This is a genomic window from Lentzea atacamensis, assembly GCF_003269295.1.
In the GTDB taxonomy this organism is placed as follows: Bacteria; Actinomycetota; Actinomycetes; order Mycobacteriales; family Pseudonocardiaceae; genus Lentzea; species Lentzea atacamensis.
The window spans coordinates 279,897-293,041 of sequence record NZ_QLTT01000012.1 but is presented as its reverse complement, the minus strand read 5'-3'; the positions used below and the strand labels follow the sequence as shown (position 1 = coordinate 293,041).

The 13,145-nt window shown below is 69.2% G+C and carries 12 protein-coding genes, 2 tRNA genes, 1 other RNA gene and 2 pseudogenes; 11 read left to right on the top strand and 6 right to left on the bottom strand.

Features of this window, described 5'->3' with window-relative positions; translation table 11 throughout:
* Positions 1 to 7: 7 nt before the first annotated feature.
* A pseudogene (locus C8D87_RS39910) lies at positions 8 to 988 on the bottom strand (prephenate dehydrogenase); the annotation flags it as partial.
* Entirely contained in the window at positions 981 to 2,186 is a 1,206-nt protein-coding gene (locus C8D87_RS39905) for a M20 metallopeptidase family protein (protein ID WP_109630751.1), read from the bottom strand. The gene C8D87_RS39905 and the pseudogene C8D87_RS39910, both read right to left, overlap by 8 nt.
* A gap of 60 nt (positions 2,187 to 2,246) precedes the next feature.
* Here C8D87_RS39905 and C8D87_RS39900 point away from each other — a divergent pair, with 60 nt between their 5' ends.
* From C8D87_RS39900 to C8D87_RS39875, 6 genes are all read left to right on the top strand, one after another.
* Positions 2,247 to 2,735 (top strand): tRNA adenosine deaminase-associated protein, encoded by a 489-nt coding sequence (locus C8D87_RS39900; RefSeq protein ID WP_109633020.1) that lies wholly within the window; start codon positions 2,247 to 2,249, stop codon positions 2,733 to 2,735.
* Positions 2,732 to 3,178, top strand: coding sequence for a nucleoside deaminase (locus C8D87_RS39895; protein ID WP_109630754.1), 447 nt, complete (start codon positions 2,732 to 2,734; stop codon positions 3,176 to 3,178). Before C8D87_RS39900 ends, C8D87_RS39895 begins: the two co-directional genes overlap by 4 nt.
* Before the next feature lie 32 nt (positions 3,179 to 3,210).
* Positions 3,211 to 3,295 (top strand) — tRNA-Ser (locus C8D87_RS39890).
* 279 nt (positions 3,296 to 3,574) lie between these two features.
* Positions 3,575 to 3,970 (top strand): GntR family transcriptional regulator, encoded by a 396-nt coding sequence (locus C8D87_RS39885; RefSeq protein WP_112231297.1) that lies wholly within the window; start codon positions 3,575 to 3,577, stop codon positions 3,968 to 3,970.
* Positions 3,967 to 4,872: an ABC transporter ATP-binding protein gene (locus tag C8D87_RS39880; RefSeq protein WP_109630762.1), complete on the top strand. Its 906-nt coding sequence runs from the start codon at positions 3,967 to 3,969 to the stop codon at positions 4,870 to 4,872. Before C8D87_RS39885 ends, C8D87_RS39880 begins: the two co-directional genes overlap by 4 nt.
* A complete protein-coding gene (locus tag C8D87_RS39875; protein WP_112231295.1) occupies positions 4,869 to 5,846 on the top strand; it encodes an ABC transporter permease subunit in 978 nt (325 codons plus the stop codon). Before C8D87_RS39880 ends, C8D87_RS39875 begins: the two co-directional genes overlap by 4 nt.
* Before the next feature lie 7 nt (positions 5,847 to 5,853).
* Here the strand turns inward: C8D87_RS39875 and C8D87_RS39870 are convergent, their stop codons facing one another.
* Positions 5,854 to 6,627: a maleylpyruvate isomerase family mycothiol-dependent enzyme gene (locus C8D87_RS39870; RefSeq protein WP_112231293.1), complete on the bottom strand. Its 774-nt coding sequence runs from the start codon at positions 6,625 to 6,627 to the stop codon at positions 5,854 to 5,856.
* Between the two features lie 200 nt (positions 6,628 to 6,827).
* Here C8D87_RS39870 and C8D87_RS39865 point away from each other — a divergent pair, with 200 nt between their 5' ends.
* A complete protein-coding gene (locus tag C8D87_RS39865) occupies positions 6,828 to 9,254 on the top strand; it encodes an endonuclease/exonuclease/phosphatase family protein (RefSeq protein WP_325049758.1) in 2,427 nt (808 codons plus the stop codon).
* 19 nt (positions 9,255 to 9,273) lie between these two features.
* Here C8D87_RS39865 and C8D87_RS39860 read toward each other — a convergent pair whose 3' ends face one another.
* The 3 genes from C8D87_RS39860 to C8D87_RS39850 all read right to left on the bottom strand — a co-directional run bounded on the left by C8D87_RS39860 (position 9,274) and on the right by C8D87_RS39850 (position 10,777).
* Positions 9,274 to 9,909, bottom strand: a complete 636-nt coding sequence (locus tag C8D87_RS39860) for a GOLPH3/VPS74 family protein (protein WP_112231291.1) — start codon at positions 9,907 to 9,909, stop codon at positions 9,274 to 9,276.
* Between the two features lies 1 nt (position 9,910).
* Positions 9,911 to 10,564 (bottom strand): GOLPH3/VPS74 family protein, encoded by a 654-nt coding sequence (locus C8D87_RS39855; RefSeq protein ID WP_112231288.1) that lies wholly within the window; start codon positions 10,562 to 10,564, stop codon positions 9,911 to 9,913.
* Between the two features lie 128 nt (positions 10,565 to 10,692).
* Positions 10,693 to 10,777 (bottom strand) — tRNA-Ser (locus C8D87_RS39850).
* A 140-nt stretch (positions 10,778 to 10,917) separates the two neighbouring features.
* Here C8D87_RS39850 and C8D87_RS39845 point away from each other — a divergent pair.
* The 4 genes and pseudogenes from C8D87_RS39845 (at position 10,918) to ffs (ending at position 13,113) form a co-directional block, all read left to right on the top strand.
* Positions 10,918 to 11,250, top strand: coding sequence for a YciI family protein (locus C8D87_RS39845; protein WP_112231286.1), 333 nt, complete (start codon positions 10,918 to 10,920; stop codon positions 11,248 to 11,250).
* Entirely contained in the window at positions 11,250 to 12,431 is a 1,182-nt protein-coding gene (locus C8D87_RS39840) for an RNA polymerase sigma factor (protein WP_112231284.1), read from the top strand. The genes C8D87_RS39845 and C8D87_RS39840 overlap by 1 nt, the downstream gene beginning before the upstream one ends.
* A pseudogene (locus tag C8D87_RS39835) lies at positions 12,428 to 12,889 on the top strand (maleylpyruvate isomerase family mycothiol-dependent enzyme); the annotation flags it as partial. The gene C8D87_RS39840 and the pseudogene C8D87_RS39835, both read left to right, overlap by 4 nt.
* Before the next feature lie 129 nt (positions 12,890 to 13,018).
* Positions 13,019 to 13,113, top strand: an RNA gene (gene ffs / locus C8D87_RS39830) — signal recognition particle sRNA small type.
* Positions 13,114 to 13,145: the final 32 nt, after the last annotated feature.

The following is a 13,145-nucleotide window of genomic DNA, read 5'->3' as shown; positions in this document are numbered from 1 at the left end:
GGCGACCCTACGATGTTTCCGCTGTGGCGGTGCTGCCGTTCAGCCCAACGACGCGTCCGCCGCGCGACCCGAGGTTCCGCAGTGCAGCCAGTGCTCCCGGCTTGGTCAGGTCGATGGTGATCGGCGTCCGTTGCGGCTGGTTGACCAGCATGTTTCTGCCGTCGTGGCCGGCCTCGATCGTCTTGGCGAGACCGCCGGTCGACGCGAGCGACCCTCGCGCCGCCCCGAGCCTGCCGAGCGCGTCGTCGACAGCCATCAGGAGCGCGTCCCGGTTCCCCTCGCACATCGCGCGGACGAGTTCCGGCCTGCTGCCCGCGACCCGCGTGCCGTCGCCGAAGCTGCCTGCCGCGAGCGCCATCGCCAGCGGTCCGCCGTCCGCGCCAACCGCGGCCAGGATCGCCGCCATGACGTGCGGGAGGTGGCTGATCCGCGCGACCGCCTCGTCGTGCTCCTCCGGCGTGGTCGGGACGACGTGGGCGCCGAGATCGAGCGCGAGCTGCATGACGTCGTTGAGGTGATCGTCGGCTTCCTCGGGCGTGACGACCCAGGCCGCGCCCTGGAAGAGGGTGTCCGAGCCCGCGTCCCAGCCGCTGCGGCTCGTGCCCGCCATGGGGTGCCCGCCGACGAAGCGAACTTCGGGCGCGTACCGGTGCACGGCGTCGTGGACGGGGCCCTTGACGCTGGTGACGTCCGTGAGGCGGGTGCCCTTGGGGATCTTGCGCAGAAGGTCCGGCAGCGCGGGCAGCGGCACCGCGAGCACGACGAGCGCCTCGGCGTCGCGGCTGAGGGCCTCGTCGATGCTCGTGATGTCGAAGCCCTCAGCGCGCGCCTTGTCCGCGTCGTCCTTGCTGGCGGTCGCACCCCACACGGTGCGCCCGGCAGCATTGGCGGCCCGCAGCACGGAGCCGCCGATCAGTCCCAGTCCGATCACGCACACGTCTCGCACGGCGCCCATCATTCCGTGCGACCCGTGCTCGGAACTACCGGAGTGCGTCCAGCGCGAACGCCGCGTACATCGCCACGCCGTGCTCCATCGCCGCCTCGTCGAACAACACGCGGTTCGAGTGGTTGGGAGCGGCCTCGTCCAGGTCGATCCCCCGCGGGCACGCTCCGAGGAACGCCAGCGCGCCAGGCACCCGTTGCAGCACGTACGAGAAGTCCTCCGCACCCATCAGCGGATCCTGCATCGGCTCGCTCCAGGTCGGCCCCATCGCCTTCGCCGCCAGGTCCACGACGTGCTGCCCGACCTGGTCGTCGTTCACCGTCACCGGATACCCCGGCACGATGCTGACCTCGGCGTGGCACCCGTGGGCGGCGGCCGTGTGCTTGACGACCTGCTTGAGCTCCTTGTGCACCTCTTTGCGCGTGGCCTCGGACAACGTCCTGATCGTCCCGTCCAGCGTGGCCGTCTCCGGGATGATGTTCGTCGTCGTACCGGCGTTGATCTGCGCGACCGTCACCACGGCCGGCTCGTGCACGCTGATCCGGCGCCCGAGCATCGTCTGGATCGCGCCGACCATCGCCGCGGCGGCCGGCACCGGGTCCAGGGCGTTGTGCGGCATCGCCCCGTGCCCGCCGCGTCCCTTCACGTGGATGTGGAACGTGTCCGCGGACGCCATGATCGGCCCGGGCCGGCACGTCACCACGCCCGACTTCATCTTGGACGTGATGTGCAGCGCGAACGCCTTCTCCACGCCGTCGTCGAGCAGGCCTTCCTCGATCATGTACCGGGCGCCGTGATGACCCTCCTCGCCCGGCTGGAACATGAAGAGCACCTTGCCCCTGAGCGCGTCCCTGCGGTCGGAGAGCAGTCGCGCGGACGAGGCCAGCATCGCCACGTGCGTGTCGTGCCCGCACGCGTGCATGTTCCCGTCCACTTCGGACGCGTAGGACAGCCCGGTGTCCTCCTGGAGCGGCAGCCCGTCCATGTCGCCGCGCAGGAGCACGGTCGGCCCGGGCCGATCACCCTCGAGCACCGCCACCACCGAGGTGGTCGACTCACCCTTCGTGACCTTGAGCGGCAGCCCGTCCAACGCGTGCAGGATGGCCGCCTGCGTCCTGGGGAGCTGAAGTCCCTGTTCAGGATGGCGGTGGATCTGCCTGCGAAGCGCCACCGTGCGGGGCTGCAGCGAGCGCGCCCCCTCGAGCAGTCCGACGAAACGGGGGTCCGGCGTGTTTGTGCTCATCCTTCGATAGTCGCACCACCTCAGCTACCGGGAAGGTCGTCTGGGCCCTACGGTGTGCTCATGACAGAGCAGGAGCCGGTCAACGGCTTCGCGGTCGCGGTCGTCCGGGAGGACGGCCGTTGGCGGTGCAGCAGGATGGACAGCTCCGCGCTGTCGGAGCTGGACGCGGCGATCACACAGCTGCGCCAACTGAGGTCGACCGGCGCCGTGTTCGGTCTGCTCGCGGTCGACGACGAGTTCTTCATCATCCTGCGCCCCGTGCCGGGCGGCGTGGCGTTGCTGCTCTCCGACGCGGCCGCCGCCCTGGACTACGACATCGCGGCCGACGTCCTGGACCTCCTGCGCGTCGAACCGCCGGACGAGGAGGACACCGAGCTCTGGCCGGAGGGCGATCTCGGGGTGCTGTCCGACCTCGGCATGCCCGCGCACGAGCTCCAGATCATCGTCGACCAGGTCGACCTCTACCCGGACGAGCAGCTCCAGATGATCGCCCAGCGCATCGGCTTCATCGACGAGTTCACGAAGCTGCTCGACACGATCCAGGCGTGAACGACTCCGACCTCGTCCGCAGGGCCATCCAGGCGGCCACCGGTGCCGGTGCCGACGTCCCGATCGGCGCCGTCGTCTTCGCGCCCGACGGCACGGTGCTCGCCGAAGCCTGCAACGCCCGTGAGGCACTCGGCGACCCGACGGCGCACGCCGAGATCCTGGCGTTGCGCGAGGCGGCCACCAAGTACGGCGACGGCTGGCGCCTCGACGGCTGCACCCTCGCGGTCACGTTGGAACCCTGCACGATGTGCGCGGGCGCCCTGGTGCTGGCGCGGGTTTCTCGTCTCGTCTTCGGCGCCTGGGAGCCCAAGACGGGTGCTGTGGGGTCGCTCTGGGACGTCGTTCGCGACCGTCGGCTCAACCACCGGCCGGAGGTGCACGGCGGTGTGCTCGAAGAGGAGTGCGCTGACCTGCTCGAACGCTTCTTCCGGACCCAGCGTTAACCCGCTGGATCCGGCTGTGTATTGTTCTTACCGGTGGCGTGTCCGAGCGGCCGAAGGAGCACGCCTCGAAAGCGTGTGAGGTGCAAGCCTCCGTGGGTTCAAATCCCACCGCCACCGCTGTTCAGAGCCCCGGTTGCCGATCATGGCAACCGGGGCTTTGACGTTTGGTGGCATTCGTGGTGGCAGTTGCCACCTCCCGCGGCACGCATCAGCCGGGCGTGATCGTTCGCGTCCATGCGCAGGCCTTCTCCGGTCATGGACCGTACAACCGGGCGATCTGCTCCGCTGCCTCACTCGGCTTGGTCGGACCGAACTCCTCGTAGCTCAGCGCCCCCTTGTCCTGAGCTGATCTTTACTGCTTTACTAGGGAACTAGTAAAGCAGTAAAGGGGACCACATGTTCGTCTTCCGGATCGACAGTCGCTCGGGCGTGCCGCCCTACCTGCAGCTCGTCCACCAGGTGCGGCAGGCCGTGCTGCTGGGCTTCCTGAAGCCCGGTGATCGGCTGCCTCTGATCCGCGAGGTGTCCGAGGCCGTCGCGATCAACCCGAACACGGTGGCCAAGGCCTATCGCCAGCTGGAACAGGAAGGTCTGGTCACCGGGCGTCCAGGACAGGGCACCTTCGTCAACGAGACCCCGGCCGCCACGATCTCGCCCGCCACCTACACCTCGCTGCAGCGAGGCCTGGAGGCGTGGTTGGGCCGGGCACGCGCCGCCGGCCTCGACGAGCAGGCGCTCAACGCGCTCTTCACCGCAGCTCTCAACCAAGCCAAGAATGAGAACATCGCATGACAGCAACCGAATACGCGCTCCGGACGGACGGACTGGGAAAGCGCTACCGCCGGACGTGGGCGCTGCGTGACTGCAGCCTGTCCGTGCCGACCGGCAGGGTGACGGCGCTCGTGGGTCCCAACGGCGCCGGCAAGAGCACGTTCCTGCGCCTGGCCGTGGGTCTGCTCGCGCCCACCACGGGCAGCGTCGAGGTGCTGGGCGAGTCTCCTGCCACCAACACGCCGCAGGTGTTGTCCCGCATCGGGTTCCTCGCCCAGGACCACCCGCTCTACAAGCACTTCACCGTCGCGGAGCTGCTCCGCCTCGGCCGGTCGTGCAACCTGCGCTTCGACCAGGGGCTGGCCGAGCGGCGGCTGGCGCAGCTGGAGATCCCGCTCGACCGCAAGGCCGGCGCGCTCTCCGGCGGTCAGCAAGCTCAGGTCGCGCTGGCGCTGGCGTTGGCCAAGCGGCCGGACCTGCTCGTCCTCGACGAGCCCATGGCCAGCCTCGACCCGGTTGCCCGCTTGGAGTTCCTCCAAGCCTTGATGGGCGCGGTCGCCGCCGACGGCATGACCGTGTTGTTCTCCTCGCACGTCGTGCCCGAGCTGGAACGCGTCTGCGACCACCTGATCGTGCTCAACCACAGCAGGGTCACGCTCGCCGGGGACATCGACTCACTGGTGGACGAGCACCGGTTGCTCGTCGGCCCGCGCACGACGGCGGATCTCGACAGGGCGGGCACCGTCGTGGAGGCCACTCACAGCGAACGGCACACGACGTTGCTCGTGCGCGACGGTGGCCTGCCGGCGGCTCCTGGCTGGCAGTCGAGCCCGGTCGGCCTGGAAGACCTGGTGCTGGCCTACCTGCGGCGCCCGGCGGGCACCGAGGTCGCGCCCACGGCCAGGACGGAGGTGCCGGCATGACCTGGCTGACGTGGCGGCAACACCGCGCGGAGATGCTGACGCTCGGCCTGCTGGTCGCGACGATCGGCGCCTTTCTGCTCGCGGTCGGACTGCAGATGCATTCGCTGTTCCCCGGTGGCGCCGGTCAGTGCGTGGGCGTCGACGTCTCCGAGACGTGCTCGACCGCGATCAGGCGGTTGAACGAGGAACACGGTTACGCCTCCAAGATGCTGAACCTGTTCAGCCTGGTGCCGTTCCTGATCGGCGCGTTCTTCGGCGCACCGCTGGTGGCGCGCGAGCTGGAGGCGGGCACCTGGCAGTTCGCCTGGACGCAGTCCGTGCCCAGGATGCGTTGGCTGGCCGTCAAACTGGGTGCTCTGGGGCTGGCGACCGCGGTGCTCGCCGGTGTCTTCTCCGCGGTGATCACTTGGTACCGGCAGCCGATGGACGTCCTCGACGGCCGGTTCGGGGCCGACGCGTTCGACCTGGAAGGGCTCGCTCCGGCGGGGTACGCGCTGTTCGCGTTCGCCGCCGCCACGGCAGCAGGTGCGTTGTTGCGCCGCAGCCTGCCCGCGATCGCGATCGCGCTCGGCGCATTCCTCGCGGTCCGCGTCCTGGTCGCGGGCTGGCTGCGGCCGAACTTCCAGGAACCGCAACGCCTCGTGGAGCTCGTGGGGGCGGACGATCTCGCCGACCCCGGCAATCCGCGGATGTCGACCGGCAACCCCCTCGACTGGACCATCGCCACGGGCTACGTGGACTCGTCCGGCCGTCCGCTGTCGCTCTACGACTCCGTGGCGATGTACTCCGCCGCGCAGAAGGAAGGCGTGAAGTTCGGCGCGTATCTGCACGAGCGTGGCGTCCAGCAGTGGGTCGAGTACCAACCCGCCGAACGGTTCTGGACGTTCCAGCTCGTGGAGGCCGCGATCTTCGGTGGCCTGGCCGCGGCACTGCTCGCCCTCGTCGTGTGGCGGTTCAAGCGCCGCGTCTTCTGAGCACGCCTCAGAAGCGCACTCCGGCCAGGAACTCGTCGAGCAGCTCCGCGTCGCCGAACACCTCGAGCCCTTCCACCGGCCGCCGCCGGTAGACCGCCAGCACCAGCTCGACCACGGGGCCGCGCAACGCCACCGCCGCCTTCTCGTGCCCCTCCCGCACGACCGGCCGCGGCCCCGTGAGGTCGATCACGAGCTCGGCCGGGACATCCGTCGCGTGCAGGTGCACCGTGCGGCCGGGGCCGAGCAGTGGAGCGGTCTCGGCGGGCCACCTCAGGAACGAGTACGGCAGCGCGAAATCGGTCCACTCGCGCAGCGCGTCCTGCGCGACCTCCGGGGCGATCTCGAACGGCACGCCCAGTGCGTTCACCACGTCCCACCTGTGGATCACGGTCTCGTTGGCCATCCGCCGCGACCACATCCGCGGGCCGGGGTGACCGCCCATCGACGCGATCATCTCGTTCGGGTCGACGGCCTGCAGTGCCGCGGACAACGAGGAGGCACCCTCCATCAGCCACGGCCCCAGCTCGGCGGCTGTTTCACCTGCGTAGGAGGCCACGTCCTGCGCCCGGTTGCGGGTGAGGTCGATCTCCGGCAGCTTCTCGCGGATCATCTCGTCGGCCCAGCGGTGGGCATGGCCGAGGTGGCGCAGGAGCTGGTTCACCGTCCAGTCCGGCGTCGACGGCACCTGTTTGCCCAGGTCAAGGCCATCGAGGGCGGAAACGAGCAGTGAGGTCTGGTTGACGATCTCGGCGCAACGGCGCTCGTAGCTCAGCATCCCCATGAGCTCCAAAGTAGGGACGCCGACCGGCGCCTGGGAGGGGCCCACCGGTCAGCGTTCCGAGTTGGAGCATACACCATGATCGAACACTTGTTCGAGTGATGATTGATGGGCCAACCGGTTAACCGTTAGTAACAACGGCTTCCAAAGACCACTCGATCGAGGAAAGATGCGTCGGTCCGCCGCATCCCCTGGAGGAAGTTTTGAGACCCACCCTGCCCGGCGTCGGGACAGCGGTGGCGGCGCTCGTGTTCGCCGCCGTACCCGCAGTTGCCGCACCCAGCACCGACGCCCTGATCTCCGAGGTCTACGGAGGCGGCGGCAACTCCGGCGCCACGCTCAAGCAGGACTTCGTCGAGCTCGCCAACAAGGGCGCGAGCGCGATCAGCCTGGACGGCTACAGCGTCCAGTACATCTCGGCCACCCCCGGCGCGACCACGCAGTGGGGCGTGACCCCACTGAGCGGGTCGATCGCGCCCGGAAAGACGTTCCTCGTCGCCGAGGCCAAGGGCACCGGCGGCACCGTCGACCTGCCGGCCCCGGACGCCACCGGCACGCTCGCCATGAGCGGCACCAACGGCACCATCGCGCTGGTCAACGGCACTGCGGCGCTCACCTGCAAGACGGCCGCCGACTGCGCAGCCGACTCTCGCATCATCGACCTCGTCGGCTACGGCACGGCGGTGGTTCGCGAGGGAACCGCGACCAACGCCCTGAGCAACACCACGTCCGCGGCACGCGCCAACGGGCTCGCTGACACCGACAACAACTCGGCCGACTTCACGGTGGGCGACCCCAGCCCGACCAACTCCAAGGGCGAGACCCCGGGCGGCGGCAACCCGGATCCCGACCCGGACCCCGTGCCCGGCGACAAGCGCATCCACGACATCCAGGGCGTCACGCGCACCTCGCCGTTGCTCGGCCAGAAGGTCACCAACGTCCCCGGCGTCGTCACCGGCACGCGCGCCACGGGTGACCGCGGCTTCTGGATCCAGGACGTCACCGGTCAGGACAGCGACCCGCGCACGAGCGAGGGCGTGTTCGTCTACACGGCAGGCAGTGTGCCGACCGTTGCGGTCGGTGACAACGTGCTGGTCAGCGGCACGATCGCGGAATACCGGCCGGGTGGCGGCTCGAAGCAGACCCTCACCGAGATCACCCAGGCCACCACGATCACGTTGTCGAAGGGCAACCCGGTCCCCGCGCCGGTGGTCGTGAAGAACCTGCCGGACGCCTACCTGCCCGCGCCGGGCGGCGACATCGAGCAGCTGCCGTTGCAGCCGCAGACCTACGCCCTCGACCTCCTCGAGTCGCTCGAGGGCACGCTCGTCCAGGTCGACGACGTCCGCGTGGTCGGCCCGAGCAGCAGCTTCGGCGACGTGTGGGTCACGGTCAACCCGAACCAGAACCCCACTCCCCGTGGCGGCAGCATCTACACCGGCTACGACCAGCCGAACAGCGGCCGGTTGAAGATCAAGGCCACGGCGCTGCCCGAGGCGAACGTCGGCGACGTCTTCGCGGGCGCGACCGTCGGTGCCATCGAGTACACGGACTTCGGCGGCTACACCCTGGCCGCGCTGAAGCTCGGCCGGCATGTGTCGGCGAACCTGCAGCGCGAGATCACCGCGCAGCAGAAGGAGAGCGAGCTGTCGGTCGCGACCTACAACGTCGAGAACCTCGACCCGTCCGACGCGCAGACCAAGTTCGACCGGCTCGCGGACGGCGTGGTGACCAACCTGCGCAGCCCGGATGTCGTTGTGCTGGAAGAGATCCAGGACAACAACGGCACCGTCAACGACGGCACGGTGGCCGCGGACCAGACGTTGCAGAAGCTCAGCGACGCGGTCGTCGCCAAGGGTGGCCCGCGCTACCAGTGGCGGCAGATCGACCCGGAGAACGGCAAGGACGGCGGTCAGCCCGGCGGCAACATCCGCGTCGGCTTCTTCTTCAACCCGCAGCGCGTGTCCTTCGTGGACCGTCCTGGTGGCGACTTCAAGACCCCGGTCGAGGTCGTCAAGAAGAACGGCCGCGCCGCGCTTTCCGTGTCCCCCGGCCGGATCGACCCGCTCAACGATGCGTGGACGGACAGCCGCAAGCCGCTCGCCGGTGAGTTCAAGTTCCGCGGCCGCACGGTGTTCGTGGTCGCGAACCACTTCACCTCCAAGGGCGCGGACGACGCCATCCACGGCCGCATCCAGCCGCCGAACCGCTCCTCCGAGGTGCAGCGCGTCAAGCAGGCCGCGGCGCTGAAGGCGTTCACCGAGCAGATCCGGGCGATCGACAAGGGCGCCAACGTCGTCCTCGCCGGCGACCTGAACGACTACCAGTTCTCGCCCGCGCTGAAGGCGTTGACCGGCGACGGCAACCTCAAGGCGCTCATCGAGACGCTGCCGGTGAACGAGCGGTACAGCTACGTCTTCGAGGGCAACTCGCAGACGCTCGACCACATCGTGCTGAGCAGGAACATCACCCGCTTCGGCTACGACGTGGTGCGCATCAACGCCGAGTTCTCCGACCAGGCGAGCGACCACGACCCGCAGATCGTCCGCGCCCGCCCGTCCACGGGTGACGCGAACGTCGACAAGATCGTGTTCGCACTCGAGGACATCCTCGACTGCCTGAAGCCGTAACGCGTTCCCTGCCGCCGCGTCATTCCCCTGACGCGGCGGCAGAGGCCGCGGCGGTCACCCCGCCCTGAACCGCCTCGACCGCCCTGCGCACGGCGTCGCCCGCCCAGTGGCCGGCGGAGATCTCCTTCGCGCGCTTCTTCAGCTCGCGCTTGTCACCCTCGAACACGTGGTGCACGGCGTTCACCGCGTAGAGCAGCGTGATCAACGATCCCGTGCGTTCATCCGGCCCCCGGTACCCGGCCGCGACCTCGCCGACCGCCTTGCGCACCTCGTCGTACGCCCGCTCGTCGGTGATCAGGTAGCTCTTCGCCGGGAAGATCCCGAGCACCTTCCTCGGCTCCACCCGCACGACACCGCGGTCCACGAGCTGTGCGATGACGTTGTCCCACAACTTCTTCCTGACGCGTTCCACCGCCCGCTGCGCCCTCATCGGCTTGTCGAACCGCGACACCGCCTCCTGCAACAGCCTGTCGTTCAGCGGCGACGGGTCGACCACCTGGAGCTTCTTGCCGTTCGGCTCGAACGCCACGCGCCCGGAGTTGACCAGGTCGATGAGCACGGCACCGGCGAGCGCGTTGTCGACCGACGTGGAGTTGGCCAGCATGCGGCCGTTCTGCTGGTTGATGCACAGCAGCATCAGGTCTTCGTGCAGCATCTCAGCTCGACCCCCCGCCCGCGGCGACCGCGGTCGAGGCCACCACTGCCGCCATGACCGCGACCTGCACCGCCTCCATCGCCTTCTGGACGGCCGCGCCGGTCCAGTTCGCAGCGGAGATCTCCTTCGCCCGCGCGTTCATCTCGCGCTTGTCGCCGTCGAAGACCTTGTGCAGCGCCTTCACCGCGTACAGCAGCGAGATCAACGCCCCGGTGCGCTCGTCCGGCGCCCGATGTCCGAGCGCGACGTCGCCGACCGCGTCCCGCACGTCGCTGATCGCCCGCCGGTCCTGGATCACGCAGCTCTTGGTGGGGAAGATCCCGAGCATCTTGGTCTTCTCGACCGACAGCACGCCCCGGCCTTCGAGCTGCGCCATGACGTTGTCCCGCACGTGGGTGCGGAGCCGTTCCACCGCCCGCTGCGGCTTCATGGGCTTGTTGAGCCTGCTGAGCGACTCCTGCAGGAACTCGTTGGGCAGCGGGGCCGGGTCCACGACCGCGAGCTTCTTGCCGTCCGGCTCGAACGCCACCCTCCCGGCGTTGACGAGCTCCAGCAGCACGGCGCCGGCCAGCGCGTTGTGGATCGACGTCGTGTCCATCAGCACGCGACCGTCGTCTTCGTCGATGAAGAGCAGCATCAGGTCTTCGGGCAGCATGACCTCATAACGCCAGAAGGGCGCCGAACGTTGCAAGTTCGGCGCCCTTCGAGCCCAGGGCGCGGGGTGTCCCGCAAGATGCAAAAGAAGGCGGCGAGTGCTCTTTGCGAGCACTCGCCGCCTTTGCGCGGAGGATACGGGATTTGAACCCGTGAGGGTGTTAACCCAACACGATTTCCAGTCGTGCGCCCTAGGCCACTAGGCGAATCCTCCGTGGGGGAGCTTACCGGACGCGTGTTCCGCAACCCAAAACGGGGTGGGGACCGGGGACACCAAAAAATCTTCAAAGCCTGTGTCGATCTGGCGGTGGTCCGCTCGTCGTGATCCCGTAAGACCGACCGAGGAGGGCAAACGTGAAGTACATGCTGTTGATCTACGCGGCCTCTGACCAGCAGAGCAGCTGCACCGTCGAGGACTGGATCGCCCACGAGAAGGAGATGAAGGACGCGGGCGTGCTCGTCTCCGGTCACTCGCTCGCCGATCTGGTCACAGCGACCACCGTCCAGGTTGGACCCGACGGCAAGCGCGCCGTCACCGACGGCCCGTTCGCCGAGACGCGTGAGGTGCTGGGCGGCTACGAGATCATCGACGTGCCCGACCTGGACGCGGCGCTGGAGTGGGCCGCGAAGTGTCCGGGATCGCGCGACGGCGGCGCTGTCGTCGTGAGGCCGATCGCCGAGTTCTGATGAACGTCGAGCAGGTGTTCCGGGAGGAGCGCGGCAGGCTGCTCGCGACGCTGGTCAAGCGCTTCGGCGATCTCGACCTCGCCGAGGAGGTCACCTCCGACGCGATCGAGGCGGCGCTGCGGCACTGGCCGGTGGACGGGGTGCCGGACCGGCCCGGCGCGTGGTTGCTCACGACCGCGCGCCGCAAGGCCGTCGACCGCCTGCGCCGCGACCAGGTCCACGCGGCACGGCTGGCGTTGCTGCAGGTGGAGGTGGATCGAGCTGATCCAGCCACCACGGATGCACTGCCGGACGAGCGGCTGGAGCTGTTCTTCACGTGCGCGCACCCCGCGTTGCCCGAGGAAGATCGTGGTGCGCTGATCCTGCGCTGCCTGGCCGGCTTCACCACGCCGGAGGTCGCGCGGGCGTACCTGGTTCCGGTGACGACGATGCAGCAACGGATCGTGCGCGCGAAGAAGAAGATCAGGGAAGCGCGCATCCCGTTCCGCGTCCCCGACCCGCACGAGCTCCCGGAACGCCTGCCCGGCGTGCTGCAGGCCGTCTACTCGATCTTCACCGAGGGGTACGCGGCCCAGCGCGCCGACCTGGCCGGCGAGGCGATCAGGCTCGCCCGGATCCTGCGCGCGCTGCTGCCGGGAGAACGCGAGGTCACGGGCCTGCTGGCGTTGATGCTGCTCGTCCACGCCCGCAGGGACGCCCGCTCCGAGCTGCTGGAGGACCAGGACCGCACGCTCTGGGACCGCGACATGATCGACGAGGGCAGCGCACTGGCCGAAGCGGCGCTGACCGGCGGCCACGGCCCGTACGGCGTGCAGGCGGCGATCAACGCGCTGCACGACGAGGCCCCGGACTTCGCGAGCACCGACTGGCCGCAGATCGCCGCTCTCTACGACGTGCTGAACAAGCTCACCCCGTCACCGGTGATCGCGCTCAACAGGGCCGTCGCGATCGCCATGCGCGACGGCCCGTCCGCCGGCCTGGCGCTCCTGGACGAGCTGGCCGCCGAGCCCAGGCTCCGCGACTACCACCCGTACCGGGTGGCCCGCGCGGGCCTGTTGCACCGCCTCGGCCGTGCCGGGGAAGCCGCCCAGGCCTACCGCGAGGCCATCGCGCTGGCGGGCACCGAATCCGAACGGGACTTCCTGCGCCGCAGGCTCACCGCCATCGAGGGGCAACCATGATCATGAAGTGGCTGGAGGCCGAGCGTCTGAGCGTCGCGGACCTCCTGGACGACCTGACCGACGACGAATGGCAGCGCGAAACCCTCTGCACCGGCTGGACCGTGCAGGAGATGGCCGCCCACCTCACCACGTCGACCCGCACCGGCTGGGGCGACGTGATCAAGGGCGCCGTGCGGGCCCGCTTCGACTGGAACCGCATGGAGGACGCCAGAACCCGCGCGCTCGCCGCACAGTTCACCCGGTCGGAGTTGATCGCACAGATCCGCGAGACGGCAGCCTCCCCGAAGCGCGCGCCGATGGCCGCCCCGATCGACCCGCTGGTCGACTTCCTGGTCCACGGCCAGGACATCGCCCGCCCGCTGGGCCGCGCACGTGAGATGCCTCTCGAACCCGCCGAGGCCGCGCTGGAGCACGTCCTGCGCAGCCCGTTCTGGGGAGCGCGCAAGCGTTTCCCCGGCGGTGAAATGCCTGCTCTTCCGGTGTCCGACCTGCTGATGCTGGCGACCGGCCGGAAGTTGTCCACAGCTGGGGACAACACTGTGGGCAACTCGAACACACGTTCGACCCAGCCCCTTCGCTACACTGACGTCGGACCTCGTGCGGCACACATCTCGCGAACCTCCCCAGGGCCGGAAGGCAGCAAGGATAAGCGGGCTCTGGTGGGTGCACGGGGTCCCCTTTTGTCTCCTGTTCGGCGCCGTCGCGCCTTCCCGG